At 51.5% G+C, this 25,252-nt stretch carries 26 protein-coding genes and 1 tRNA gene; 15 read left to right on the top strand and 12 right to left on the bottom strand.

All coding sequences use genetic code 11. The features are described 5' to 3' along the window. Positions 1–75 precede the first annotated feature (75 nt). On the bottom strand, positions 76–2,748 hold the full coding sequence (acnA, locus tag J5224_RS06150) for an aconitate hydratase AcnA (protein ID WP_264624523.1): 2,673 nt from the start codon (positions 2,746–2,748) through the stop codon (positions 76–78). A 416-nt stretch (positions 2,749–3,164) separates the two neighbouring features. On the opposite strand from acnA, the gene gstA reads away from it, so the two are divergent. After that, a complete protein-coding gene (gene gstA, locus J5224_RS06145; RefSeq protein ID WP_264624522.1) occupies positions 3,165–3,773 on the top strand; it encodes a glutathione transferase GstA in 609 nt (202 codons plus the stop codon). Positions 3,774–3,812: 39 nt separating this feature from the next. On the opposite strand, the gene pdxY is transcribed toward gstA, so the two are convergent. The 5 genes from pdxY to anmK form a co-directional block, all read right to left on the bottom strand. Beyond that, positions 3,813–4,673 (bottom strand): pyridoxal kinase PdxY, encoded by an 861-nt coding sequence (gene pdxY / locus J5224_RS06140; RefSeq protein WP_264624521.1) that lies wholly within the window; start codon positions 4,671–4,673, stop codon positions 3,813–3,815. Between the two features lie 88 nt (positions 4,674–4,761). Continuing rightward, entirely contained in the window at positions 4,762–6,039 is a 1,278-nt protein-coding gene (gene tyrS, locus J5224_RS06135) for a tyrosine--tRNA ligase (protein WP_264624520.1), read from the bottom strand. Positions 6,040–6,175: 136 nt separating this feature from the next. Continuing rightward, entirely contained in the window at positions 6,176–6,859 is a 684-nt protein-coding gene (gene pdxH, locus J5224_RS06130; RefSeq protein ID WP_264624519.1) for a pyridoxamine 5'-phosphate oxidase, read from the bottom strand. Positions 6,860–6,943: 84 nt separating this feature from the next. Further along, positions 6,944–7,276, bottom strand: a complete 333-nt coding sequence (locus J5224_RS06125) for an MliC family protein (RefSeq protein WP_264624518.1) — start codon at positions 7,274–7,276, stop codon at positions 6,944–6,946. A gap of 122 nt (positions 7,277–7,398) precedes the next feature. Then, the gene (anmK, locus tag J5224_RS06120; protein ID WP_264624517.1) at positions 7,399–8,511 is read right to left on the bottom strand and encodes an anhydro-N-acetylmuramic acid kinase; all 1,113 of its coding nucleotides are present in this window, start codon (positions 8,509–8,511) and stop codon (positions 7,399–7,401) included. Between the two features lie 394 nt (positions 8,512–8,905). Here anmK and J5224_RS06115 point away from each other — a divergent pair, with 394 nt between their 5' ends. After that, the gene (locus J5224_RS06115) at positions 8,906–9,373 is read left to right on the top strand and encodes a glycine zipper 2TM domain-containing protein (RefSeq protein ID WP_264624516.1); all 468 of its coding nucleotides are present in this window, start codon (positions 8,906–8,908) and stop codon (positions 9,371–9,373) included. A 407-nt stretch (positions 9,374–9,780) separates the two neighbouring features. Here the strand turns inward: J5224_RS06115 and slyA are convergent, their stop codons facing one another. Together slyA and J5224_RS06105 are read right to left on the bottom strand one after the other, a co-directional pair. Beyond that, the gene (gene slyA, locus J5224_RS06110) at positions 9,781–10,227 is read right to left on the bottom strand and encodes a transcriptional regulator SlyA (RefSeq protein ID WP_264624515.1); all 447 of its coding nucleotides are present in this window, start codon (positions 10,225–10,227) and stop codon (positions 9,781–9,783) included. A 230-nt stretch (positions 10,228–10,457) separates the two neighbouring features. Next, positions 10,458–10,706 (bottom strand): DUF1289 domain-containing protein, encoded by a 249-nt coding sequence (locus J5224_RS06105; RefSeq protein ID WP_264624514.1) that lies wholly within the window; start codon positions 10,704–10,706, stop codon positions 10,458–10,460. Positions 10,707–11,033: 327 nt separating this feature from the next. Between J5224_RS06105 and gloA the strand changes: the two genes are divergently transcribed. Together gloA and rnt are read left to right on the top strand one after the other, a co-directional pair. Then, positions 11,034–11,441 (top strand): lactoylglutathione lyase, encoded by a 408-nt coding sequence (gloA, locus tag J5224_RS06100; protein ID WP_264624513.1) that lies wholly within the window; start codon positions 11,034–11,036, stop codon positions 11,439–11,441. Positions 11,442–11,629: 188 nt separating this feature from the next. After that, a complete protein-coding gene (gene rnt, locus J5224_RS06095; protein ID WP_264624512.1) occupies positions 11,630–12,280 on the top strand; it encodes a ribonuclease T in 651 nt (216 codons plus the stop codon). A 114-nt stretch (positions 12,281–12,394) separates the two neighbouring features. Here rnt and J5224_RS06090 read toward each other — a convergent pair whose 3' ends face one another. Continuing rightward, positions 12,395–12,751: a Grx4 family monothiol glutaredoxin gene (locus J5224_RS06090; protein WP_264624511.1), complete on the bottom strand. Its 357-nt coding sequence runs from the start codon at positions 12,749–12,751 to the stop codon at positions 12,395–12,397. A 409-nt stretch (positions 12,752–13,160) separates the two neighbouring features. Here J5224_RS06090 and J5224_RS06085 point away from each other — a divergent pair, with 409 nt between their 5' ends. Then, a complete protein-coding gene (locus J5224_RS06085; protein WP_264624510.1) occupies positions 13,161–14,099 on the top strand; it encodes a C40 family peptidase in 939 nt (312 codons plus the stop codon). Positions 14,100–14,178: 79 nt separating this feature from the next. Here the strand turns inward: J5224_RS06085 and J5224_RS06080 are convergent, their stop codons facing one another. After that, a complete protein-coding gene (locus J5224_RS06080; protein ID WP_264624509.1) occupies positions 14,179–14,268 on the bottom strand; it encodes a YnhF family membrane protein in 90 nt (29 codons plus the stop codon). A 393-nt stretch (positions 14,269–14,661) separates the two neighbouring features. Here J5224_RS06080 and purR point away from each other — a divergent pair, with 393 nt between their 5' ends. Next, the gene (purR, locus tag J5224_RS06075; protein WP_264624508.1) at positions 14,662–15,687 is read left to right on the top strand and encodes an HTH-type transcriptional repressor PurR; all 1,026 of its coding nucleotides are present in this window, start codon (positions 14,662–14,664) and stop codon (positions 15,685–15,687) included. Positions 15,688–16,317: 630 nt separating this feature from the next. Then, the gene (cfa, locus tag J5224_RS06070; protein ID WP_264624507.1) at positions 16,318–17,469 is read left to right on the top strand and encodes a cyclopropane fatty acyl phospholipid synthase; all 1,152 of its coding nucleotides are present in this window, start codon (positions 16,318–16,320) and stop codon (positions 17,467–17,469) included. Positions 17,470–17,538: 69 nt separating this feature from the next. Here the strand turns inward: cfa and J5224_RS06065 are convergent, their stop codons facing one another. Continuing rightward, a complete protein-coding gene (locus tag J5224_RS06065; RefSeq protein WP_264624506.1) occupies positions 17,539–18,189 on the bottom strand; it encodes a riboflavin synthase subunit alpha in 651 nt (216 codons plus the stop codon). Between the two features lie 464 nt (positions 18,190–18,653). Here J5224_RS06065 and J5224_RS06060 point away from each other — a divergent pair, with 464 nt between their 5' ends. From J5224_RS06060 to J5224_RS06040, 5 genes are all read left to right on the top strand, one after another. After that, on the top strand, positions 18,654–20,021 hold the full coding sequence (locus J5224_RS06060; protein ID WP_264624505.1) for an MATE family efflux transporter: 1,368 nt from the start codon (positions 18,654–18,656) through the stop codon (positions 20,019–20,021). Between the two features lie 205 nt (positions 20,022–20,226). Continuing rightward, positions 20,227–20,303 (top strand) — tRNA-Val (locus tag J5224_RS06055). Between the two features lie 178 nt (positions 20,304–20,481). Beyond that, complete coding sequence (locus J5224_RS06050; protein ID WP_264624504.1) at positions 20,482–20,964, top strand: cold shock domain-containing protein; 483 nt, start codon at positions 20,482–20,484, stop codon at positions 20,962–20,964. 140 nt (positions 20,965–21,104) lie between these two features. Continuing rightward, positions 21,105–21,644 carry a DUF2058 domain-containing protein gene (locus tag J5224_RS06045; protein WP_264624503.1) on the top strand — a complete coding sequence of 180 codons (540 nt, stop codon included), beginning with the start codon at positions 21,105–21,107 and terminating at the stop codon, positions 21,642–21,644. A gap of 64 nt (positions 21,645–21,708) precedes the next feature. Then, positions 21,709–21,954 carry a YmjA family protein gene (locus J5224_RS06040; RefSeq protein WP_264624502.1) on the top strand — a complete coding sequence of 82 codons (246 nt, stop codon included), beginning with the start codon at positions 21,709–21,711 and terminating at the stop codon, positions 21,952–21,954. A 6-nt stretch (positions 21,955–21,960) separates the two neighbouring features. On the opposite strand, the gene J5224_RS06035 is transcribed toward J5224_RS06040, so the two are convergent. Continuing rightward, on the bottom strand, positions 21,961–22,851 hold the full coding sequence (locus J5224_RS06035; RefSeq protein ID WP_264624501.1) for a LysR family transcriptional regulator: 891 nt from the start codon (positions 22,849–22,851) through the stop codon (positions 21,961–21,963). 115 nt (positions 22,852–22,966) lie between these two features. On the opposite strand from J5224_RS06035, the gene J5224_RS06030 reads away from it, so the two are divergent. The 3 genes from J5224_RS06030 to J5224_RS35770 all read left to right on the top strand — a co-directional run. Further along, the gene (locus J5224_RS06030) at positions 22,967–24,388 is read left to right on the top strand and encodes a coniferyl aldehyde dehydrogenase (protein ID WP_264624500.1); all 1,422 of its coding nucleotides are present in this window, start codon (positions 22,967–22,969) and stop codon (positions 24,386–24,388) included. Positions 24,389–24,419: 31 nt separating this feature from the next. After that, positions 24,420–25,118 carry a type 1 glutamine amidotransferase domain-containing protein gene (locus J5224_RS06025; RefSeq protein ID WP_264624499.1) on the top strand — a complete coding sequence of 233 codons (699 nt, stop codon included), beginning with the start codon at positions 24,420–24,422 and terminating at the stop codon, positions 25,116–25,118. Between the two features lie 80 nt (positions 25,119–25,198). After that, the coding region (locus J5224_RS35770) for a LacI family DNA-binding transcriptional regulator (protein ID WP_413544649.1) at positions 25,199–25,252 on the top strand (54 nt) is incomplete at its 3' end.

Raw genomic sequence — 25,252 nt, 5'->3', positions numbered from 1 at the left:
TAGCGACGGCCGCTATCAACAACACGCTGAGTTGCTATCGGGGCCTGAAGGCCCCGATATTTTTACCACTGCCCCTCACAACATCTTGCGAATGACGTAGTGCAAAATACCGCCGTGTTGATAATAGGTCAGCTCATTGCGGGTATCGATACGGCATCGCGTTTGAATAACCTGCGCGTGTCCCTGACTGTCCGTGAGGGTGACATCCACCGTCACACCGGGCGTCAACGCTTGCAGGCCTGATATCGAGATGCGTTCTTCTCCCGTCAGCCCTAAGGTTTTACGCGACACGCCGGGGGCAAACTCCAGCGGTAAAATCCCCATGCCAATCAAGTTGGAGCGGTGGATACGCTCAAACGACTCCGCAATCACGACTCTGACCCCCAGCAACCGCGGCCCTTTTGCTGCCCAGTCTCGGCTGGAACCCGATCCGTACTCTTTTCCGGCAACCAACGCCAACGGTACCTGTTCATCCTGATAGCGCATTGCCGCATCGTAAATGGCCATGACGCTTTGCGAGGGAATATGCCGCGTGAATCCTCCTTCCGTGCCCGGCACCATCTCATTACGGATGCGCACATTGGCAAACGTGCCGCGCATCATCACCTCATGGTTACCCCGGCGTGAGCCGTAGGAGTTAAAATCCTCCACGCTGACCCCGCGTTCGAGCAGATAAAGGCCTGCCGGGCTCTCTTTTTTGATGCTGCCCGCAGGAGAGATATGGTCGGTAGTGACCGAATCCCCCAACAGCGCAAGAATTCGCGCTCCGCGGATATCCTGTATCGGATCGGGATCCTTGCCCATGGTGGTGAAAAACGGGGTTTCGCGGATATAGGTGGAATCCTGTGGCCATTCGTAGGTAGGGTTATCCCCCACGGCTATCGATTGCCACTCGGGCGTACCGTCAAAAACAGCGGCGTACTCCTTATGAAACAGGTCAACACTGACGTGCTGCACTGCGTCGGAAACTTCTTTCGCCGAGGGCCAGATATCTTTCAAGAACACCGGCTCACCGTTGTGTCCTACGCCCAGCGGGTCGCTGGTCAAATCGAGCGTCATATTGCCCGCCAGCGCGTAGGCCACGACCAACGGCGGTGATGCCAGCCAGTTGGTTTTTACCAGCGGGTGAATACGCCCCTCAAAGTTACGATTGCCCGAGAGAACCGCCCCCACCGTCAAATCGGCGGATTTAATCGCCTGTTCTATTGGCTCCGGCAACGGCCCTGAGTTACCAATACAGGTGGTACAGCCATACCCGACCAGTTGAAAACCTAGCGCATCGAGATAAGGCATTAATCCCGCTTTAGCGAAGTAATCGGGAACCACTTTGGAACCGGGTGCCAGCGAGGTCTTCACCCACGGTTTACACCGCAAACCGCGCTCAACCGCGTGCTTTGCCAACAGCCCCGCCGCCATCAACACACTGGGATTGGATGTGTTAGTGCACGAGGTGATCGCCGCAATCACCACAGCCCCCTGCCGTAGCGAGAAGGTTTCATCCGCCCATGTCACGTCAACCGCTTCGGTCCCCGCATTGCCACTGCTAACCTCCAGTTCACGACTGGCAGTAAACGCTGCAGGCACCTGTGCTAATGCAACGCGATCCTGTGGGCGTTTTGGCCCCGCCAGACTGGTTTCCACCGTCCCCATGTCCAATGCCAACTGACTGGTAAAACGCGGCTCGTCCCCGGGATGCCGCCACAGCCCTTGCGCTTTGCTGTAAGCCTCTACCAGCGCTATCTGTTCGTCGCTACGGTTGGTTAAGCGCATATACGCCAGAGTGACATCGTCGATAGGGAAAAAGCCGCAGGTGGCACCATATTCGGGTGCCATATTGGCAATGGTTGCCCGGTCCGCCAAGGCCAGGTTATCCAGCCCATCACCGTAGAATTCAACAAATTTCCCGACAACGCCGTGCTTACGCAGCATTTGCGTAACCGTAAGCACCAGGTCGGTTGCCGTGATCCCCTCCCCCAGTTTTCCGCTGAGTTTGAAACCGACCACATCCGGCAACAACATCGACACCGGCTGTCCTAACATGGCGGCCTCGGCTTCAATCCCCCCAACGCCCCACCCCAAAACGCCTAACCCGTTGATCATGGTGGTGTGTGAATCGGTGCCGACCAGTGTGTCAGGATAAGCGATGGTTTTATCCTCCACGGTTTCACACCACACGGCGTTAGCCAAATACTCCAAATTGACCTGATGACAAATGCCGGTGCCCGGTGGTACCACGCGGAAATGACGGAACGCGTTTTGCCCCCAGCGTAAAAACTGGTAACGCTCATGGTTACGCGTCATCTCGAGCCGCGTGTTTTCCACCAGCGCCTGAGAATTGCCAAAATGGTCAACCGTCACCGAGTGGTCTATCACCAAATCGACCGGTGAGAGCGGATTCACCCTGTTGACCTCTCCTCCCAGACGGTGTACCGCGTTGCGCATTGCCGCCAAATCCACTACGGCAGGTACGCCGGTAAAATCTTGCATCAATACGCGCGCAGGACGGTACGCAATTTCGCGATCCGAATGACCGTGTTCCAGCCACGCGGATACCGCGTCGAGATCCGCTTGTTGCACCGTTTCGCCATCGAGATGACGCAGCAAGTTCTCCAACAGTACGGCCAGAGACTTCGGTAATTTTTTTAATGAGCCTAACGATTTTTCTGCCTGTGACAGGCTGTAGTAGTGATAAGTCTGTTGCCGGACATTGAGCCTATCCAGATATGCATGGTGTAGCGCCTGTGACATGCTGCCTCCCAATGGCTTGACAGGTTATCGGTATTATCGTGCCGCCATGTCACAGCAGAAAGATATCCCGCTGCTTCATGAGGTCTTGTTTAAAGATAACACAAACAAAAAATAACGTTTTAGTAACAAGGGGATTATTCAGCTATCACTGCAATCATCGTTATAAATCGGGCGTTTCTGAGAAATTAAGGAGAAAGCGGGTACAAATGTGTAAAAACACCGTTTAGTTATTGTCAGGAATATGAATTTTTTATATCAGGATCTAATTGCGAGTGATCGCACACCTTGTTGACGTGATTTCGGGCACGATAGAGGGTGGTTGGGGCGTTTGAAACACACCACGGTCTGGCGCATTACGTTGTGGAAAGGGTCTTCCGCTCTCCATGTCCTAATCTAATGATAAGAAGGAGCTGTTCATGAAGTTGTATTATACAGCAGGAAGTTGTTCTCTTTTTCCCCACATTGTTTTACGCGAGGCCGGTCAAGATTTCACGTTAGAAAGTGTCGATATTAAAAGGAAAAAAACGGCTGGCGGTAAGGATTTTATGGCCATCAATCCGAAAGGGATGGTGCCGGTACTTCAACTGGATGATGGTACGGTGCTCACGGAAGGCGTCGCCATCGCGCAGTACATTGCAGATAAAGTGCCAGAATCTAATCTGATGGCGCCGATAGGCACCATGGCGCGTTATCACTGTGTTGAGTGGCTCAACTATATTTCTTCCGAGCTGCACAAAACGTTTACCCCCATTTTTCGCCCAGGCACACCAGAAACCTATAAGGAACTGCTACAGGAATACCTTCAGGTTCGTTTCCGCTATATCAATATTGTGCTCAGTGAACAAAACTATCTGGTGGGAAATCGTTTTTCCGTCGCGGATGCGTATCTGTTTACCGTGATGCGGTGGGCGCAGTCATTGAAACTTGATATGTTCCGCTATCCGGCGCTGGCCGCTTATCTCGACCATATTGCAGAACGCCCGGCGGTATTGACGGCATTAAAGGTTGAACGATTGAAAGGGTAAGAGACGATGCGGCACCCAAAGGTGCCGCCTAACGCGCCATTAACCGAGGCGTTCCGCCTGAAAATGGTGACGCGGGTTGGCAATGCCATCCTGTGCTGCCACCAATTGCAGCTCGTACTCGTCCATCTCTTTGGTCACCAGCATCACTTCATACACCGCTGCCGTGGTGTGCTCCAGCGCCTTATCTAACGCAACGCCTTTGAGCAGGTTCACCAGTAACAGACCGCTGGTCAAATCGCCTACGCCGACAGGCTGGCGTTCGAATTCCACCAGCGGACGGCTGATATGCCAAGCGTCGGTAGGGGTAACCAGCAGCATTTCAAAACTGTCAGCCCGGCGGGCTGCGCGGCTGAGATGTTTAACCAGCACGATTTTCGGTCCGCGCTCACAGAGTTGACGCGCAGCAGCAACGGCTTCATCTACATTGTGCAGCGTCACGCCCGCCAGCAGTTCCAGTTCCGGCAGGTTCGGCGCAATCACATCGGCGGCCAGCAGCGACTGGTTGCAGTGGAAATCCGAAACACCGGGTGCAACAAAACAGCCTTTCTCGGGCGTGCCCATTACCGGATCGCAAAAATAGATCGCCTGCGGATTCGCGGCTTTAACCTGACGGACGATATCCAGAATGCTCGCCCCCTGCTCGGGGGAGCCGATATAGCCACTCAGCACCGCATCGCAGCGCGCCAGTCTGTCAATATTGGCAATCCCCTGCACAATATCGGTCAAATGGCTGGCGTCCATCACACTGCCGGTCCACTGACCATACTGCGTATGATTGGAGAATTGCACCGTATTGAGCGGCCAAACGTTTGCGCCCATACGCCGCATCGGAAATTCTGCGGAACTGTTCCCTGCATGTCCAAAAACCACATGGGACTGAATAGAAAGAATGTTTTTCATTTATCAACAACCTGACCTTGCTTATCACTGACCTCGGCGTATTACCAAGAATAAAGGGAGCCTTCGCTCCCTTGTACATGCTGTTTTCTTATGCCGTCCAACAAATCAGGCAGTAGTGCTTTTTACCACGGCGTAACAGCGTGTAACGGTCAAACAGACGATCGCTATCCGCGAAAACATACTCCGGGTTAGCCTGTTTTTCGCCGTTAATGGTCACCGCATTTGAGGCGATCATAGTACGCGCCTGACCACGGGAAGGGACCAGTTCAGCCGTCACCAACGCCTGCTGCAAGTCAGCGTCACGCCCCAGCTCAATAACCGGCATGCCATCCTGTGCCAACTGGGCAAAGTCATTTTCGGTCAGATCGTTCAGTGCACCAGAGAACAGGCTCTGAGTAATGCGCTGCGCCGCTTGCAGACCTTCTTCACCGTGAACCATGCGCGTGACGTCTTCAGCCAGCACATACTGGGCGCGCGGCGCTTTGCCGCTGTTTTTGTCCTCTTCTTCCAGCGCAGTGATCTCTTCAATGCTGAGGAAGGTAAAGAACTTCAGGAAGCGATAAACATCCGCATCGGCGGTATTGATCCAGAATTGGTAGAATTTGTACGGGCTGGTTTTCTTGGCATCCAACCAGACTGCGCCGCCTTCGGTTTTACCAAATTTGGTACCGTCTGATTTGGTGATCAACGGAACAGTCAGGCCAAATACCGTGTTCTGGTGCAAGCGACGGGTCAGATCGATACCAGAGGTAATATTGCCCCACTGGTCAGAGCCGCCGATCTGTAATGCAACGCCATATTTTTCGTTCAACGCCGCAAAATCATACCCTTGCAACAGGTTGTAAGAAAACTCGGTAAAAGAGATACCGACATCATCACGGTTCAAACGCTGTTTCACCGCTTCGCGGTTAATCATCTGGTTAACAGAGAAGTGCTTACCGATATCGCGCAGGAAAGTCAGCACGTTCATGCCGCCAAACCAGTCATAGTTGTTCGCCATGACTGCGCTATTGTCACCACAGTTGAAATCCAGGAACGGCGACACCTGATTGCGGATCTTTTCAACCCACTCGCCCACGGTGTCGCTGGTATTGAGCTTACGTTCTGTGGCTTTAAAGCTCGGATCGCCGATAAGGCCAGTGGCCCCACCTACCAATGCCACAGGTTTATGTCCCGCAAGTTGGAAGCGACGCAGGCACAACAGCGGCACCAGATGCCCCAAATGCAAGCTGTCAGCGGTCGGATCGAAACCGCAATACAGTGCAATTGGCCCTTGCGCCAGCTGCTCTGCTAACGCGTTTTCGTCCGTTACCTGAGCAACCAGGCCCCGCTCTTGCAATTGTTGAATCAGGTTACCACTCGCCATCAATAGCTCCATTTTCGTAAAATAAACGATAATTGAAAAACCGTATTCCAAGGGAAATAACGTAACGTCATAGAATAAAGCGCTCCTAATGGGAGCGCCAGTATTTAAAGGGGATATTTGCTAGAATTAGCAGCACTTAAGGTGCCAAACGATCAATTTGCCAATTATCGCCGTCGCGTTGATAGAGAAAGCGGTCATGCAGGCGATGCGCCCCGCCCTGCCAAAATTCGACAGTATCAATGACCACGCGGTACCCGCCCCAAAAACTCGGCAGCGGCACCTCACCTTTCATGAATTTTTGCTTCAGTTCTAAAAACTTGCTTTCCAGCACGCCACGGGCCGATATGCGGCTCGATTGTTGTGAAACCCAAGCGCCTATCTGACTCTCTTTCGGCCGGCTGTGGAAATACTTCAGCACCTCAATGGTGGATAAACGTTCAGCATGCCCTGTCACAATCACCTGGCGATCCAAGCTATGCCAGGGAAACAACAAGCTGATACGCGCATTCAGCGCCAGATGCTGAGCCTTGCGACTGCCCAGATTGGTGTAAAACACCATCCCTTGCTCATCAACGTGTTTGAGCAACACAATGCGTTGGTAAGGCTGGCCCTGTTCATCGACGGTGGCAACGCACATCGCGGTCGGATCGGACAGGCGCGCATCGCACGCCTGCTTGAGCCACTTATCGAACAGATCGAGTGGGTTGGCGGTCAATTCATGGCGGCGCAAACCGCCGCGGGTATATTCGCGTCTGACGTCCGCAATTTCATCTTCGGTAGGAAATGCGGCGGAAGGCGGTGAAGTGTTGTCCTGTGTCATAACATCCTGCTGTGGTGTGTCGGGACGAATATCATCATTCCATTCTGCGCCCACAGCGGGAAAATCTCAATGTAACGCGTTGCGTCAAGGTGCATGCTGTAGGAGGCAGTCGTCCGCAATGATATGTCCACTGCGCTCGATAAAGGCGCTATCGCCTTTGCTCCAGAAGGTATACCGGTTATTGCTGTATTTGGTGCCTGAGGCAGCAACCACCTGCGGAAGTTGCAGGCGCTCGCCGTCTAGCAGGAAATGCACTTCCGCTGGCTGAATATCCTGCCTCAGCGTCACGGTAAGCGGCAGGGTGCCGCACTGATAATGCAACGTTTTTACCGGTGTCTGCCGGTTAAAACCGCTACAGCCTGACAGAATCACAACCCCTAACAGCACACCCGCGCGGCACGATAGCATTATTTTCATTATTACTTTCCCGTTGTTACCTGTCTAAAGGTTATCGCCACATGACCACGACGCTGTTGGTCGCGTCACAGATAACAACAGTGTAACAACGGGTCTTACAACGACCTCTCAGCAAAATCTGATTAGTCATTGAGAACAGGAAAAATAGCCCCCAATACGGTCGCTTTACTGGCTCCGGTCACTGATGGCAGGTTACCGGGCAGGCCAGACAGCGTGCGCGCAGCAAGCCAGGCAAAAGCCAGAGCTTCCATATCGTCACCGTTCACGCCGCACTCATCGGTGGTGTTGACTTCGATACCCGGCATCAAAGCGGACAGACGCGCCATCAGCAGGGGATTGCGTGCCCCGCCGCCGCACACCAGCACACGCTCACAGCCTCCCGTCAACAGCACCTGATCGGCAATGCTGACCGCGGTGAGTTCCGCCAGCGTGGCCTGTACATCCTGAGGGGCAAGGGTGCTATATCCCGCAAGCTGCTTTTCCAGCCAGCCCAGATTAAAGTATTCGCGCCCGGTGCTTTTAGGGGCAGGTAAAGCGAAATAAGGATCGGCCAGCATGCGGCGTAGCAAAGGGACATTCACCTGCCCGGTTGCCGCCCACTGCGCGTCTTTATCATAGGATTGCCGCTGACGGCGCCAGATCCAGGCATCCAGCAACATGTTGCCGGGCCCGGTATCATAGCCGCGTACCGGACAGTCATGCGCCAGCAGGGAGATGTTGGCAATCCCCCCGATATTGAGCACAACGCGACGCTCATCAGGGTGCATCAGCAATGCATAGTGAAAACCTGGCACGAGCGGCGCACCTTGCCCGCCGAGTGCGATGTCACGTCGGCGAAAATCGCCCACCGTAGTGATGCCCGTCAACGCTGCGATCTGGTTGTTATCACCGATTTGCAGCGTGCAAGGCGCGTCACCGAGAGGCTCGTGCCACACCGTTTGACCATGACAGCCGATCGCCATGATATCGCTGGCATCGAGTTCGGTCTGTTTCAGCAGCATCAGCACCGCCTCGGCAAACAGCTTGCCGAGGCGAGTGTCCAACTGGCCTAACGTAGACAACGTCACCGCCTGCCCTTGGCAGACGTCCAGAACCGCTTGCTTCAATGCCAACGGCATTGGATGACAATAGCTCGCCTGCTGCGCTACCGTGTGCTCATCGATCGCTGCAAGGACCACATCGACACCGTCCAGACTGGTGCCCGACATCACTCCGATGTATCTGCCTGATTTCATAACGGTGTATTTCCCATCCCGCGCTGTACACGCACAAAAAATCCCCATAAACCAAGCTGTACTTATTTACAAAATAACATGGCGAGCGGGCAAACGGCTCAGGTATTCTTCATTCTAGGGTGGATTCGATGTCCCATTCTTTGAATGCGCGTTTATTTTGAGGAAAAAAGGGCCGTTTTTTGCTATAAAATGAACATATGCGCCAATAGGATGAGAGAGAATAGTGGCAACAAGGAACTTTAGCCATTTTTCATTATCAATATAATCCTATTATATCAGGGTGAGTTGTGCGCAACGGCCAATATGGCGTTTCGCAGTGACCGTTTGATAAGCATTACCACGTTAGCCTTCAGTAACGGAAAGCTGACACATTGCGATTACAGGAGTCTTATATATGATGAAGCGTTTACTTGTGATTACTTTAGCCGGTATGACATTGGCGGGCTGTGCCAACACCAGTTCGCTTTCTGGTGACGTTTATCGCGCCTCTGAAGCCAAACAGGTTCGTACTGTAACTTATGGCACCATCGTTTCATTACGACCTGTACAGATTCAGGCTGGCGATGAGAATGGCACCATGGGCGCTATTGGTGGCGCAGTACTGGGTGGGTTCTTGGGTAACACCATCGGTGGTGGTACCGGTCGTTCACTCGCAACCGCAGCAGGCGCAGTAGCGGGTGGCGTAGCGGGTCAAAGTGCACAAGGTGCAATGAACCGCGTTCAAGGCGTTGAATTGGAAATTCGTCGCGATGATGGCACCACCATCATGGTTGTGCAGCGCCAAGGCGATACCCGCTTCAGCGTGGGCCAACGTGTTGCCATGTCCAGCAGCGGCCAAAACGTGACAGTGGCACCACGATAAACACCCCTGTTTCTGTTATCACCACCAGCACGGTGGTGATAACCTGCATTATTGCTTAGGTCAATAATATCACTTCACATGAAAAGTTCATTCGGACACATGTAGCATCAATGGTACAGGCATACTGATAAAATAATTGCATTGGCACAAAACACGTCGGGTACAGCACGTTTTTAACGAAAAATAGCATATCATCTAAAAAAGATGCCAAAAGGTATATCACCTGTCTAGGCTAAAACCTCATCTGCTTTTTCAGTAAAAAAACATCCACACGACACCAATAATTCACCAGAAATAGGAATCAGGTAAAGGATTGCAGCGTGATGCCATGTTTGAATGCAGAGCATTATTCAATTCGGCTTGGTGGACATTTATTCTACCCAATCATTATTCTGTCTGATGACGCATCAATGATGACTTTCATGGCCCTCATGTAATGCGAGAATGTTTTTTTCCAAGCGAGAAATAAGTCCAGTAAGCGCACTGACCTCCTGCACGGATATACCTAGCAATATCTCGCCGCGCGTCTGACTTATCACATCATCCACCGCCTGAATGATTGGCTCCGCCGCATCCGTCAACGCGATGCGTTTCGCGCGCCTGTCGTGCGCGCAGATGCTACGCGTAATCAATCCTTTCTCTTCCAACTGATCCAAGGTTCGTACCAAAGATGGCTGCTCAATGCCAATGGCTTTGGCCAATTGAATTTGCGACTGCCCCGGAGGCAGTTGGTATATATTATGTAATGTTACCCAATGGGTTTGGGTTAATTCCAGTGGTTTCAGGCGAAAATCAATTAATGACCGCCATACGCGGACCAATCTGGCTAAATCAGAACCTAACGGCAATTCCATAACATCTCCTTATTATTAGCGTACTAAGTTATATCCCTGGATTGCAATCAACTCTGATTTTAAAAAAAATGAAAAGGGCACCTTACTTATTAATTTATCCATAAATGGCGGTGGCCGCATTGCTGTTATACCAAATCTATTCACCTTGAGGAAATTATCTCAAGGTACAAAGGAGCACAGAGTTGTCCTCTCTGCATGACGTAACATAAGCTATTAGTGTCAGAAGCACACTATTCATCGTTGAATAACGAGGGCTGCTGCCACTCACTATTCAGTGTAGCCTTTTCCGAACGCATCATCCGTTTCTCGCGCTGCCGACAAAGTCTCAACACATCCTGTTTTTGCGTATCGCTCATCTGCCCCCAGGAGAAACGCTCACTGCGGCTGCGAAAGCAACCCAGACAATAACCGCGCGTATCCGTTTGGCACACGCCACGACAAGGGTTGGGAACAGCAAAAAGTTCAAGTTGTTCAGGCACTGCACCTCCGCTACCCATTACGTTCATTGAAGCGTTACAGGGCGACAATGGCAAGCTTTAGGTGTAGAGCGGCGCTGGTTGTAGACCATACTCAGTATTATATATTGTAGCGCCGAAGATTTCTCTAGCGACACTATTTATTTGGCCTGTCATTAATATACAGCAAAGTTATGGCATAAATGTGATTTTCGTCCACTGCGGCACCTGGGTGTACCTTCTACATCAAGGATTTGGACTCAATCCCGTTACAACGGTATACTTTGTAACGAGTCTTTTCGCTGTCGTCTTGGTGATGGCGGTCAACCACAGTAGTTAATCGAGGATATTATGCGCTTACTTCATACCATGTTGCGTGTTGGGGATTTACAACGCTCAATCGATTTTTACACCAAGGTACTGGGGATGCGTTTGCTGCGAACCAGTGAAAATACCGAATACAAATACACGCTTGCTTTCGTGGGTTACACCGAAGAGAGCGAAGGGGCCGTCATTGAGCTGACGTACAACTGGGGCGTTGATAAATACGATTTGGGTAATGCTTACGGGCACATCGCGCTGGCGGTTGAAAACGTTGCCGCCACTTGCGAGCGTATTCGCCAGGCAGGTGAAAAAGTGACGCGCGAAGCCGGCCCGGTTAAGGGTGGCACTACAATTATTGCCTTTATCGAAGATCCCGATGGTTACAAGATTGAGCTGATTGAAAAAGCGCAATCTGGAAACGGGCTCGGCAACTGATTGTCAGGTAATGTTCTACGGCGGCTTGCCCGCCGCTTTTTCGTTTAATCCCTCCCTTTATCTCTTAAGCAACGCACATTCCATTACGCGTTTCTCCCCTTCAAGGTGCTCAAGGCATCAGGTTTACTGCATTGATGGTGGGAATTTGCCATAATGCGCGCTGCATTTAGTAAATGATTAAAGAGAACATGGCTGATAAAAATAACCTGAACGCACTGAGTGACCGTTTCCGCGGGTTTTACCCGGTTGTTATTGATGTTGAAACCGCAGGGTTCAACGCGAAAACTGACGCACTGCTGGAAATTGCCGCCATCACGATGAAAATGGATGAGGACGGTTGGTTACAGCCCGATGAAACACTGCATTTTCACGTCGCGCCATTCGAAGGCGCGCTGCTTGATCCTGCTGCGCTGGCGTTTACCGGCATTGATCCTCACAATCCGTTGCGCGGTGCCGTCTCTGAATACGAAGCCCTGCATGAAATATTCAAAATGGTGCGCAAAGGGATTAAAGACAGGGGCTGCAATCGTGGCATTATCGTCGCCCACAACGCCAATTTTGATCACAGTTTTCTGATGGCGGCAGCGGAACGCTGCGGACTTAAGCGCAACCCGTTCCACCCCTTTGCCACCTTTGACACCGCCGCACTGAGCGGGTTGGTGCTGGGACAAACGGTATTGGCGAAGGCCTGTATAACCGCTGGCATCGCCTTCGACTCCGCGCAGGCACACTCAGCGCTTTATGATACACAGCAGACCACGGCGCTATTTTGCGAGCTGGTTAATCGTTGGAAGCGACTGGGCGGTTGGCCACTGCCCATGGAAGACAAAACGGTCTGAGTTTCTCCGGGTAGGAACAGAAACAAGTTTCATCCCCAAAATAAAAGGGGACCATTAAGCAGGTCCCCCTCTTTCATATCAGCTAGCGACAATATGCTCGCTAACAGGCGCGATTTACTGCGCGCTGTCTCCGCCCTGCGGCTCGCGGTATTTGTCTGCGGTTTCTTTGATCAGTTGCTGCAATTCGCCACGTTGATACATTTCAATGACAATATCACATCCACCAACCAGTTCACCGTCAACCCACAGCTGCGGAAAGGTCGGCCAATTAGCATATTTTGGCAGCTCAGCACGAATATCCGGGTTTTGCAAAATGTCTACATAGGCGAAGCGTTCACCGCACGCGGACAGCGCTTGTACGGCCTGGGCGGAGAAACCGCAGCTCGGCAACTTAGGGGAACCTTTCATGTACAACAGAATCGGGTTTTCTGTAATCTGGCGCTGAATTTTTTCAATCGTTGTCGTCGTCATGCTTTTTGCTTCCTCAAACGGTGTTTCTGCGAGCCATCACGCTACCCTCTTCCTGTCGGAGGGATCGCACGGCATCATTATGTAACGGGGTATTATCGCACCATTGTCGCGCATGTGCTTTGTGATCTACTGGATTGCAAAGCACATTGACCGTTGCGTCATTGTAGCGAGAGCGGTCATGACAAAAAAACGCCATTTTTTGTAGGGTTTTTCCTATCCCCCTCTCCCTCGAGTCCCCTCGGTGAAATATGCCGCAATAAATGGTGATATTTACAGCGGGAAAACAATTATTAACGTTTTCTCATGATTCTGTTAAGCGAAAAGGTGATTTCCTGCTTTTTTCTCATGCCGTTTTCGTGAATACTGTTCGAATTGAGCGAGTTAAGGATTGTATTCGGTCTCTTTTATCATGCGTGTATTTATTACTCTGATCTTTGTTTTCTTCAGCCATCTGTTTGTTAATGTTGCCCAGGCAGCTCCGCACACCAATGCGGAGAAGAAAGCCAGCGCCAGCACGGATGATAAACACCTGAAAAAAAACCAGACAGCCAAAACCGCTAAAAAGCCCCAAACCCCACCAGAACCACCAAAGAAAAAGGCGACGCCGGAAAAAACAAAAGCCAAAGCGCAGCCTGAAAAAAAGATCGTTGAGAAAAAGGGCATTGAAAAAAAGGGCGTTGAGAAAAAAGCCAAAATAGCGCCCAGCACCACTCCCAGTAAAACGGCACCCCATAAAAAGCGTGTTGACGTTGACGATGTGGAAGCCAAAACCACAGCGGCAAAAAACACGTCATCGCGCTACCACAGCGCAACACCGGCAAAACTGGTAAAAGGGCTCAAAAAAGGGGCTGATACCGCTGAGAAAAAAACGGCGGCGATAAAACCAGGCGCAAAGAAAGCAGGAAAAGAGCCGGTGCTCAGTGAAGCGCATAAGCGCCGTTACCAGCATGCAAAAATGACGGCGATGAACAAACTGATGAGCCAGATCGGTAAGCCTTATCAATGGGGGGGAAACTCGCCCTACACCGGCTTCGACTGTAGCGGTCTGGTCTATTATGCCTATAAAGATGTGGTGAAAATCCCAATCCCGCGCACCGCCAATGAAATGTATCATCTGCGCGATGCGGCCCCCATCAACAAGGGTGAACTGGAGATTGGCGATCTGGTATTCTTTCGCATCAACGGTCGCGGTACCGCCGATCATGTCGGGGTTTATCTCGGTAACGGTAAATTTATTCAGTCACCGAGAACCGGTGCCGATATCAAAATCAGTAAGCTAAGTGAAGACTACTGGCAGGAGCACTACATTGGCGCACGCCGCGTGGTGACCCCTCAAACGATTCGCTAATCACCCAATCGACGCATTAGCGATAATGATAATAAAGACCAGGTGATGCCGACGCAGCCTGGTCTTTATGTAATCGCTGTCAGTTCATCACGGCAACAAAGCTAAATACGATGATCATGACTAACGCCCCAACAGTGGTCAGTAATGACATTTTTAAATCAGTATTCATACTATCTCCTTGAAACACAAAAACGAGTGAGAATTGCCGCCGCAGGAATGCCACACTCTTTCTTGCACACCAATCGCCGCAGCACAATGGCGCCAAGAAACTATTGTTACACATTCTATAGGGAAAATCTCCGATCCCGGCTGCACTAATTAAATCAATTATCCCTTTCACTTTCGCAGTAAATCAGCCAAAATTCGCTGTTTACCGTGCGCTGCGTCGGTGTCCGAACACGTCATCTTCAATGGGATCAACACGTCCCCTTTAGGTACAAAGTACGTCGGCAGTCTCCTTCTGATATCCTGTTTCTACCATCGGAAAGAGAACATTACGCAAAAGCAAACGATTAACAAACTATAAACTGCCGTAACAAGTAAGTTCAGGAGTCATGTTTAGATGGCAACGATCAAAGATGTGGCAAAGCGTGCTGGCGTTTCAACAACAACCGTCTCTCACGTCATCAATAAAACCCGTTTCGTCGCCGAAGAGACTAAAGCGGCCGTGCGGGAAGCCATCAAGGAATTACACTACTCCCCAAGCGCCGTGGCGCGGAGCTTAAAGGTCAACCACACTAAATCCATTGGGCTGCTCGCCACCTCGAGCGAAGCGCCCTACTTTGCAGAAATTATCGAAGCGGTTGAGAACAGCTGTTATGCCAAAGGTTACACCCTGATTCTGTGTAACTCGCACAATAACCTGGAAAAACAGCGTGCCTATCTTTCCATGCTGGCACAAAAGCGGGTCGATGGCCTGTTGGTGATGTGTGCGGAGTATCCGCCTGAATTGTTGAGCATGTTAGCCGATTACCGCAGCATCCCCATGGTGGTGATGGATTGGGGTCAGGCACACAGCGATTTCACAGACACCATTATTGACAATGCCTTTGAAGGTGGATATCTGGCTGGCCGTTACCTGATTGAGCGCGGCCACCGTGACATCGGTGCTATTCCCGGTATTCAGGAACGTAACACTGGCAGAGGGCGCTATCTGGGTTTTCTCAAAGCCTTGCAGGAAGCGGATATCACCGTTCGCGATGAGTGGATTGTTCAGGGCGATTTTGAACCGGAATCCGGCTATAAAGCCATGCACCAGATTTTAGCGCAGAAACAACGCCCGACCGCTATTTTCTGCGGCGGCGATATCATGGCCATGGGTGCCATCTGCGCAGCAGATGAGCTGGGGCTACGTGTACCCCAGGACATTTCTGTGATTGGTTACGATAATATTCGCCATGCACGTTATTTCACGCCTGCCTTGACCACAATCCACCAACCGAAAGAGCGTTTGGGCCAATCGGCCTTTACCATGCTGCTCGATCGCATCACTAGCAAGCGTGAAGATGCGCAAGTGATAGAGGTTCATCCGACGCTTATCGAGCGGCGTTCAGTGTGTGATGGCCCTTTCCGCGACTACCGCCGTTGATGTTTAAGATGACTTTCTTATATACCCTAAATAATTCGGGTTGCAGGACGGCGGCAAATGAGGGACAAATCTGTCTGGAACAGATTTGAACAGCGCAAGCGCTGGCCCGAAGGGTGAATCTCAGGGATGAGATTCATTAATCCCGATGAGCTTACTTCAGTAAGTGATTCGGGTGAGCGAGTGTAGCCAACACACCTGCAACGTGAAGTATGACGGGTATAGCACGTTGATTTGTAAATTTTATAGGGCCGCTTCAATCAATTTTGACTTGTCCTCTGATTGAAGCAGTCATACACTGTTTTTCATTCGGACAATATCCCTACACTTATCCTTATTATAACGAGCGCAGCACTGCGTATCAGGATACGTGCCCCTACGTGTTTCCACGTACTGGCGTTGACACTTCATTCCCTCTGGGTATTCAGAGAGTAGACGATGGATGTTATGCACGCTGCCGCTGTGCGGCGGGCAAGCATAAACGGCTGCGCACGAATGCAACCGCTTACTATTTGAACAACGGGCGATCTGCCCGTGATTCGAGCACGCTGCGTACAAATCGCAGCGTTCGGGTTGATGAGAGACTGTCTATGCTGTTCCTTGCGGCACTGTCTGGCAAGGTTGGGAGAAGTTATGAGTTCATCATATGTAGAGGAACTGGCAGAACATAACACGTCCTGGTTCCGTATCGTACAGGGATTATTGGCTATCGCTGATATCAAGATCAATGGTTCACGGCCGTTTGATATCCGGGTACGTCACCCCGATTTCTACAAGCGCGTTCTGCGTGAAGGATCCCTGGGTCTCGGGGAAAGTTATATGGACGGTTGGTGGGAGTGCGATCGTCTAGACTGTTTTTTTCGGCGCATTTTACGCGCGGGGCTTGAGAAAAAAACCCCTCACCATCTCAAAGACATTTTTCATATTGTCGCTACGCGCTTGGTTAACCCGCAATCCCGTAAGCGAGCGTGGATCGTCGGCGAAGAGCATTACGATCTGGGCAACGATCTGTTTAGCCTGATGCTCGACACGCATATGCAATACTCCTGTGGCTACTGGAAAGAGGCCACGACCCTGGAGCAGGCGCAACAGGCCAAACTGCGCATGATTTGCGAAAAGCTTCAGCTTCAGCCAGGTATGACACTGTTGGATATTGGTTGCGGCTGGGGCGGGCTGGCCGCCTATGCGGCACGCCATTATGGCGTATCGGTTTACGGCGTGACCATCTCGCGTGAGCAGCAAAAGCTGGCTCAGGCGCGCTGTAGCGATCTCAACGTCACCATTGAATTGCAGGATTATCGTGACCTTCACCGACATTTCGATCGCATCGTGTCTGTCGGCATGTTTGAGCACGTTGGACCGAAAAATTACGATACGTACTTTCGCGTCGTCAGCAAAAATCTCAAACCGGAAGGGCTGTTTCTGCTGCATACCATTGGCGCCAATAAAACCGATTCACAGGTTGACCCCTGGATTAACCGATATATCTTCCCCAACGGCTGCCTGCCCTCCGTGCGTCATATTGCCGCACGCAGTGAACCTTATCTGGTGATGGAGGATTGGCACAATTTTGGGGCCGATTACGATAAAACCTTGATGGCCTGGCACGATCGCTTTGTCGCCAGTTGGTCACAATTAGCAGACCGATATTCACCGCGTTTTAACCGTATGTTCCGTTACTACCTGAATGCCTGCGCCGGGGCGTTTCGCGCACGGAACATTCAACTGTGGCAGGTGTTGTTTAGCCCTCAAGGTATTGAAGGCGGCGTGCGTGTAACGCGCTGATAGCGGTCAACGTAATGCCGTGCAGCCAAGGGTGTACGGCATTTTTTTCTTGCCTTTTCAGGTCAGACTTTAGGCGCTCTGCGCGGCATTTGCCGTTGCGGCCTCTTGTGCCTGACGCTGTGCCAGCACACGTTCAACCGTGTCGATCACTGCCTGCGTTTGCGGATCGATTTCAATGTTGATCCGGTTACCCAATCGCTTCTGACCGAGCGTGGTGCGTTGCAGCGTTTCGGGAATCAAATGCACGCAGAAACGGCTGCGTGTCACTTCGCCCACCGTAAGGCTGATGCCATCAATACCGATAAACCCTTTGTGCAGCACATATTTCATTTGCGATTCATCGGCCAGTCTAAACCAGATTTGGTGGTTGTTTTCCGAGGTAAGGATTTTAACCACTTCGGCCGTGCACATAATATGCCCGGACATAACATGTCCGCCAATCTCATCGCCGTATTTCGCGGCACGCTCAATATTCACCAGATCGCCCGGCGTGATATCGCCCAGGTTGGTCAGGCGCAGCGTCTCTTTCATTAAATCAAAACTGACCCGATCGCCATCAATTGCCGTCACCGTCAGGCAGCAGCCGTTATTCGCAATAGAGGCACCTGTCACCAGGTCGGTCAGTAATTCGGGAGGAAGTTTTACCACATGCGTGCGGAAGTTCGTTTTTTCATCGATGGACACCACCGGCGCGGTGCCTTGAACAATACCGGTAAACATACGCTTGCCTCATAATAAATCAGTGAAATAACTGAATGCTACTGTGCCAGTCTCTCCCCCTACGCCTACCGCGGCACGCCGCGAGGGAATACAGACTGACAAATCATCTTGCAGTGTGCCTCATAACGACTGGAAAACCAAACGTATTCCGGCCTTTGTCGCCTGACAAATCCGATAAGACAACATAACCTCTCCACTGACACAATATCTTACGAAGCAGTTGGTTTACGTGTGCCAAGCCGCTACACTAGAACAACGTTCTGTCATCGATTGATTTTCCATCTCAGATGGGTGGCTTCAAAAGCCATTTATGCTCGTTATCTCGCTTGCGGTTGTTTACTTTCATTCATCCCAACCCCCTGCTGGAAAAGCAACGCGCCACTTCGCCGTGCTGCCGTATAACAGAAAGCGAGGGGGGTCTCGACGTCAGTTTTTCGTTTTAACAATTCAAGGAAGGTGTTTGCGTGCAGAAATATGTGTCAGAGGCGCGGAGCCTGTTAACGCTCGCGGTTCCTGTCATTATTGCGCAGGTTTCCCAAACGTCCATGGGTGTCGTTGACACCATTATTGCGGGTGCTTATAGCGCCACCGATATGGCAGCGGTTGCAGTCGGTACCTCCGTGTGGTTACCGGTTATCCTGTTTGGGCATGGTTTATTGATGGCGCTCACGCCGGTGGTGGCCCAGCTTAACGGCTCTGGTCGGCGCCCGCGCATCGCCCATCAGGTTCAGCAGGCGTTTATTTTGGCCGCGATCGTTGCGGTTATCACCATGGTAGTGCTGTATAACGGCAAGCATGTTATTGCCATGATGCATACCGACTCACCGGAGCTGGCGAATGTTGCCATCGGCTATTTGCACGTGATGCTGCTGGGGGTGCCAGGCTACCTGTTCTATCAGGTGTTACGCTGCCAGTGTGAGGGGTTATCCAAAACCAAGCCGGGCATGGTAATTGGCTTTATTGGTGTGCTGATCAATATCCCGCTGAACTATATCTTTATCTACGGCAAATTTGGCATGCCCGAACTGGGCGGTGTAGGTTGCGGCGTTGCGACAGCCTCTACCTACTGGATCATGATGCTGATGATGGCGTTTTACAGTATGCACGCACGCTGGCTGCGCGATATCAAGTGGCAGCGCTGGCAGATTGATATCTCCGCCATGCGGCGTCTGTTTTCGCTTGGTTTGCCGATTGCGCTCGCCCTGCTGTTCGAAGTGTCACTGTTTGCCATTGTCGCCTTGCTGATCCTGCCGCTCGGTGTGATTGACGTTGCCGGGCACCAGATAGCACTAAATTTCAGTTCACTGATGTTTGTGCTGCCATTGTCTATCGGCATCGCCTCGACGATCCGCGTCGGTCATCGGCTGGGGGAAGGCTCCGTGGAAAATGCGCGTGTTGCCGCCTACACCGGCATCGCGACCGGCGTGATGCTGGCCTGTTGTACCGCCATTTTCACCGCGTTGCTGCGTGAACAGATAGCCTTGTTGTATAACAAAAACCCCGAAGTGGTCGCCATGGCGGCACAGTTAATGCTCTTTGCCGCGATTTATCAGATTTCAGACGCGGTGCAAGCCATCGGTAATGGCGTATTACGCGGCTATAAAGACACGCGTTCCATTTTCTACATCACTTTCGTCTCCTACTGGATACTCGGCTTACCCAGCGGCTATTTGCTGGCAATGACCGATTATTGGGTGCCACGCATGGGCCCTGCCGGTTTCTGGTGTGGTTTTATCATCGGGCTCACGGCTGCCGCGATCATGATGGTGCTACGCATCCGTTACTTACAACGTCAACCCCCTGGCGATATTCTGGCGCGCGCGGCGCGCTAACCCTGATATCACCCAGCGCAAAAGGCAGCACGCCGCCTGCGCTGGGTGAAAAAAACGCAAAGTGAACACAAGCGCAGCAGTCGTGCCGTTCAACCGCATAAATGTTGCATTTGCGTCTTGCCAGCATCCCGTTCACTCGCTACTATGCGCCCCGCACGGCAGCACAGGGCCTCGCCCGCTGCTTTAGCAGCCAGCCTCATAAAATGCGTTCTTAGCTCAGTTGGTTAGAGCACCACCTTGACATGGTGGGGGTCGATGGTTCGAGTCCATTAGAACGCACCATTTCTTGTTTCTTAGTGTTTCCTCCATTGCTCTGTTTTCAGTCTCCTGATAGCGCATTCCTGACAAAAACACCTGACATTTATCGTTAAGCAGCAAACCAAAGAGATGGTCTGCGCAGGGATTGTGCTTTACACTGCGCGCTGCAAAAATAGGGTAATAATCGATTAAGTAGGTGGTAATGGCGATGAACGGAACGATCACAACCTGGTTTAAAGATAAAGGGTTTGGATTTATCAAAGATGAAAACGGCGATAACCGTTATTTTCATGTGATTAAGGTCGCCAATCCGGATCTGCTTAAAAAAGGCGCGACTGTCAGCTTCGAACCGACCACAAATAACAAGGGTCTATCGGCTTACGCCGTGAAAGTCGAGCCGGAAAGCAAATACATTTATATCGCAGGCGAACGCATCAAGCTTACCGCCATTAAATCCTTTCTGGTATTCAGCGAAGAAGTGCCTGCCGATACCCGGATTGATAAAGAAAATACGGTGCTTTCTGTGGGTGCGCTGATGGGAAATATCAAGCCGAAATCAGTCGCTACATCCAGCGATGTTCGCTCGATGAAGAAATTGGCGATCACCACCTTCCAGGGGTCGACGTTAATTTTCACGGAAGATGAAATAGACGTTGAGGCCACGGTGAAACTGCTCAAGGTGTGAAGCCGTTTCGCTACTGTATTCATGCGCCCTGATAGTGCCCTCCAGATTCAAACGCCATAGCAATCGGGCTTTACGCCCGGTTACAGCCTCGGCGATTACAGGTATAATCCCACAAAATTTTTTACGGTTTCGAAACGACGATGACAAAACTCACCTTACAAGAGCAGATGCTGAAAGCGGGATTAGTAACCAGCAAAAAAATGGCCAAAGTTGAAAGAACGGCCAAAAAATCACGCGTTCAGGCACGTGAAGCCAGAGCTGCGGTAGAGGAAAATAAAAAAAATCAGCTTGAACGCGATAAACAGCTAAGCGAACAACAAAAACAGGCTGTGTTATCCAAAGAGTATAAAGCACAGGTGAAGCAACTGATTGAAATGAACAAAATCGACATTTCAAAAGGTGATATTGGTTTTAACTTCACGGATAATAATGTCATCAAAAAAGTGACTGTGGATAAGCTGACGCAAACGCAACTGATTAATGGCCGTCTCGCTATCGCGCGTCTGGTTATTGATAACAAGGGCGAGAGCCAATACGCCATTATCCCCGCAAGCGTGGCCGAAAAAATTGCGCAGCGCGATGCAGGCAGTATCGTTTTACACAGTGCACTGAGTCAGGAAGCGCAAGATGAAGAAGACCCTTACGCTGACTTTAAAGTGCCCGATGATTTAATGTGGTAATTGACGCAGCGTATTAGCCTGTACAGGCGGTACTGACAAACACCTTACCCCGTGGGGACGATGTATGAACAATGAAATACCCCTTAAATATTATGATATTGTGGATGAGTATTCGACGGAAGCCGCCACGTTGGTGAACGAGTCAGAGCGTGACGCGCTGGCGCACTATTTCCAATTGCTGCTCACTCGCTTAATGAATAATGAAGAGATCAGTGAGCAGGCTCAGCACGAGATGGCGCGTGAAGCCGATATCAACGAACAGCGCATTGATGAGATAGCGACGTTTTTGAATCAGTGGGGCAATGAGTAGTTTTGTTTAAGCCGGGTTGCCCAGCCTGTTCAGCAGAATCTGTCGAGTGTGTGCCAGCCGCGGCTGACGTAACGCACTCGGTAGCCACACCAGGTTATAACGAATTTCCGTGTCTTCCACCGGTGCTTTAAGACGGGCCAGCTTACCTTCATTAAGATGCTCACGGCACAAAAACTCCGGCATGACCGTCCAACCAAATCCCTTACACAACAGGCTTCTCTGACCGCGTAAATCCTGACCGACCATAGCAGGAAGCAACGAACTGAATTTTATCCGGTTCTTGCCCAGCCAGTGTTCGATCAGTGAAAGTTCAAGATTGTAGGCCAGCAGCGGCTCATTCAGTAAATCCCGACCAAAATGTTCACTGCTATTCAGGCGTTCGGCAAGTTCAGGCGATGCAATAGCAATCACGCGGTCGGTAAAAATAACATCCCCCTTTAATCGCGTATCGGTGACCGGATGCGCCGTGATACCTAAATCGCAGTGCCCTTCTATCACCATCTGTGAAACCATCGGGCCATCTCCGGCATGCAAATGTACGCGAATACCGCTTTCCAGTAATGGCAGCAATTCCCCCGCCAATTTTTCTGCCATAAAGTCAGAATGGCCAATGATCTGTAGCGTTCCCGCAACGTCCATAGACCTTGCCCTTGCTGAGGCGAGCGCGGATTCAGCGTCATCCAGTTTATTGCCGATATCCGCCGCCAGATCGTCAGCGACCACTGTCGGCTTCACCCCCTGCGGTTGACGTTCAAACAGCGGCCTTCCAATAGCCACCTCAAGACCGATGATGTGCTGAGAGACCGCAGGCTGAGTCAGGTTCAACACCCGTGCCGCCCCCGAAATCGAGCGTTGCCGGTATACCTCCATGAAAGTGCGTAGACGCAACAACGACATAGCTCACCCATAAATTAATTTATACCCCTGACAAAATAGCGTTGTTATCCGTAAACATCCAGACCCTTTATGCTGTTCTCAACCCACAAAACCGCCGCACCAACAGGAAAGTGACATGAGCGAACAGCATCATTCCCAGGCGTTATCGCACATTCTTGACGCCATGAAAAAGCACCATCGCCAGAATGAGCCCGCAACAGCTGCATTACGTCGCGATCGCCTTATTCGCAGCGCCGCCTTAATTCGTGACAACCATGCGGCCCTGACCGCTGCGATCGGACGCGATTTTGGTCACCGCAGCGGCTATCAGACGCAGGCCGCCGATCTGATTACCACTATCAATATGTTGACCCATTCTGCTGAAAAGCTGGAGCAATGGATGCAACCTGAGGCGGCCGAAGTACCGGTTGCGGGAATGCAGGCCTGGATCGAACCACAGCCACTGGGCGTTGTGGGCATCATCAGTCCGTGGAATTTCCCGATAAACCTCGCCTTCGGTCCGCTGGCGGGTGTCTTTGCGGCGGGCAACACCGCGATGCTGAAGCCCTCCGAGTTGACGCCTTTTACCTCTGAATTGCTTGCAGAGCTTGTCCCTCATTACTTTGATTCGAATGAGCTCGTGGTCGTGTTGGGGGATGCGGATGTCGGTCAGGCGTTTAGCCAGTTACCGTTCGATCATCTGGTGTTTACCGGCAGCACGGCGGTCGGCCGCCACGTCATGCGCGCGGCTGCCGAAAATCTGGTCCCTGTCACACTTGAACTGGGTGGCAAATCCCCGGTGGTGTTGGACACCGATGCAGACATCAGCATCGCCGCCGAGCGGATACTGACGATAAAGACGTTCAATGCCGGACAAATCTGTATCTCCCCGGATTATGTCCTGCTGCCGGAATCATCCGAAGCGAGCTTTGTCGACGCGGCAAAACGTTTTATGCGTGACAGCTACCCAACGCTTCAGCGCAATACGGATTACACCGCTATCATTAACGACAGGCACTATCAACGGTTGCTCATGCTGCTGGAGGATGCCGCCCGCAAAGGGGCCCACATCATCAGTCTCGCGCCCGACAACGAACCTGATTTTGATCCGCTCAGCAGAAAGATCGCCCCACATCTTATTCTTGGCGTCACAGAAGAGATGTTGGTGATGCAGGAAGAGATCTTCGGGCCACTCCTGCCGCTAAAAACATACGCGACCAGGATCGATGACGCTATTCGTTACATCAACGCTGGCCCACGCCCGCTTGCTGCCTACTACTTTGGTCATGACGTGAAGCGCCAACGCCAAATCGCCACAAGGACAACGTCTGGCGCCCTGGTCATCAACGATGTTATGACCCATGCCGCCATCGACAGCCTACCCTTTGGCGGCGTCGGGGCGTCAGGCACCGGTGCCTATCACGGCATCCATGGTTTCAGGCGTTTCAGTCATGCAAAACCGGTTGTTGTTCAGGACAGCGCCGGCATGACCAATCTTCGTCTTCGCGCGCCTTATCAGGATAAAGCAGCCATTGCCGACGCGTTTCTGAACAACTAATTCACCTGTACCAGCACTATCGAGGTTAACAATGAAAATTTTAATGGTTCTGACATCCCATGCTGAACTGGGCAACACTGGAAAGAAAACCGGCTTTTGGCTGGAGGAGTTTGCCGCGCCCTACTATGTCTTTAAAGATGCGGGCGCCGACGTGGTTCTCGCCTCCCCGGCCGGTGGTCAGCCACCGCTGGATCCAAAAAGCGATCTTCCTGAATTTCAGACGGCTCTGACGGCCCGTTTTAAAACCGATAAAGACGCACAGGATGCGCTTTCTCAAACGGTCAAACTGGAAACCGTGTCTCAGGAGGATTTTGACACCGCGTTCTATCCCGGCGGCCACGGCCCGCTCTGGGATCTTGCGGAGTCAGCCACATCGATTGCGCTGATTGAATCGTTCGATCGCGCCGGGAAACCCGTAGCCTTTGTCTGCCATGCACCGGGCGTGCTGCATAAGGTTACCTCAGCAACGGGCGATCTGCTCATCAAAGGCCGTAACGTTACTGGCTTCACCAACAGCGAAGAAGCGGCCGTTGAGTTAACCCACGTTGTCCCCTTTTTAATCGAGGATACGTTTATTGCCGCTGGCGCACATTACCAAAAAGGCGCCGACTGGATGCCGTTCGTGGTGGAAGATGGCAATCTGATAACTGGGCAGAATCCGGCCAGTTCGGAAGCCGTTGCCGTCGCCCTGCTGAAAAAATTGAATAACAAAAGCTCAATGAGCCATTAAAAATTACAGGGTGCGATGTTGGGCCAGCACAATTAACTATGATAACAAAGTAGCTTCCAATGCAATGACAGGGAGTCATCATGGCTACAATGAAGGACGTAGCCCGCCATGCGGGCGTTTCTGCGGCAACAGTA

It is taken from the genome of Candidatus Symbiopectobacterium sp. NZEC135, assembly GCF_025962695.1.
The sequence above is the reverse complement of the archived record's forward strand: the minus strand, read 5'-3'. Positions and strand labels throughout refer to the sequence as shown.

Excerpts from the sequence above, each read along its gene's own strand:
- J5224_RS06045 (WP_264624503.1), top strand. The coding sequence starts at position 21,105 with ATGACAAAACTCACCTTACAAGAGCAGATGCTGAAAGCGGGATTAGTA.
- J5224_RS06115 (WP_264624516.1), top strand. The coding sequence starts at position 8,906 with ATGATGAAGCGTTTACTTGTGATTACTTTAGCCGGTATGACATTGGCG.
- acnA (WP_264624523.1), bottom strand. The coding sequence starts at position 2,748 with ATGTCACAGGCGCTACACCATGCATATCTGGATAGGCTCAATGTCCGG.
- gloA (WP_264624513.1), top strand. The coding sequence starts at position 11,034 with ATGCGCTTACTTCATACCATGTTGCGTGTTGGGGATTTACAACGCTCA.
- anmK (WP_264624517.1), bottom strand. The coding sequence starts at position 8,511 with ATGAAATCAGGCAGATACATCGGAGTGATGTCGGGCACCAGTCTGGAC.
- J5224_RS06040 (WP_264624502.1), top strand. The coding sequence starts at position 21,709 with ATGAACAATGAAATACCCCTTAAATATTATGATATTGTGGATGAGTAT.
- J5224_RS06035 (WP_264624501.1), bottom strand. The coding sequence starts at position 22,851 with ATGTCGTTGTTGCGTCTACGCACTTTCATGGAGGTATACCGGCAACGC.
- purR (WP_264624508.1), top strand. The coding sequence starts at position 14,662 with ATGGCAACGATCAAAGATGTGGCAAAGCGTGCTGGCGTTTCAACAACA.
- J5224_RS06125 (WP_264624518.1), bottom strand. The coding sequence starts at position 7,276 with ATGAAAATAATGCTATCGTGCCGCGCGGGTGTGCTGTTAGGGGTTGTG.
- tyrS (WP_264624520.1), bottom strand. The coding sequence starts at position 6,039 with ATGGCGAGTGGTAACCTGATTCAACAATTGCAAGAGCGGGGCCTGGTT.
- J5224_RS06080 (WP_264624509.1), bottom strand. The coding sequence starts at position 14,268 with ATGAATACTGATTTAAAAATGTCATTACTGACCACTGTTGGGGCGTTA.
- J5224_RS06030 (WP_264624500.1), top strand. The coding sequence starts at position 22,967 with ATGAGCGAACAGCATCATTCCCAGGCGTTATCGCACATTCTTGACGCC.
- slyA (WP_264624515.1), bottom strand. The coding sequence starts at position 10,227 with ATGGAATTGCCGTTAGGTTCTGATTTAGCCAGATTGGTCCGCGTATGG.
- J5224_RS06090 (WP_264624511.1), bottom strand. The coding sequence starts at position 12,751 with ATGACGACGACAACGATTGAAAAAATTCAGCGCCAGATTACAGAAAAC.
- J5224_RS06025 (WP_264624499.1), top strand. The coding sequence starts at position 24,420 with ATGAAAATTTTAATGGTTCTGACATCCCATGCTGAACTGGGCAACACT.
- J5224_RS06085 (WP_264624510.1), top strand. The coding sequence starts at position 13,161 with ATGCGTGTATTTATTACTCTGATCTTTGTTTTCTTCAGCCATCTGTTT.
- J5224_RS06065 (WP_264624506.1), bottom strand. The coding sequence starts at position 18,189 with ATGTTTACCGGTATTGTTCAAGGCACCGCGCCGGTGGTGTCCATCGAT.
- pdxH (WP_264624519.1), bottom strand. The coding sequence starts at position 6,859 with ATGACACAGGACAACACTTCACCGCCTTCCGCCGCATTTCCTACCGAA.
- pdxY (WP_264624521.1), bottom strand. The coding sequence starts at position 4,673 with ATGAAAAACATTCTTTCTATTCAGTCCCATGTGGTTTTTGGACATGCA.
- J5224_RS06050 (WP_264624504.1), top strand. The coding sequence starts at position 20,482 with ATGGCGATGAACGGAACGATCACAACCTGGTTTAAAGATAAAGGGTTT.
- gstA (WP_264624522.1), top strand. The coding sequence starts at position 3,165 with ATGAAGTTGTATTATACAGCAGGAAGTTGTTCTCTTTTTCCCCACATT.
- cfa (WP_264624507.1), top strand. The coding sequence starts at position 16,318 with ATGAGTTCATCATATGTAGAGGAACTGGCAGAACATAACACGTCCTGG.
- rnt (WP_264624512.1), top strand. The coding sequence starts at position 11,630 with ATGGCTGATAAAAATAACCTGAACGCACTGAGTGACCGTTTCCGCGGG.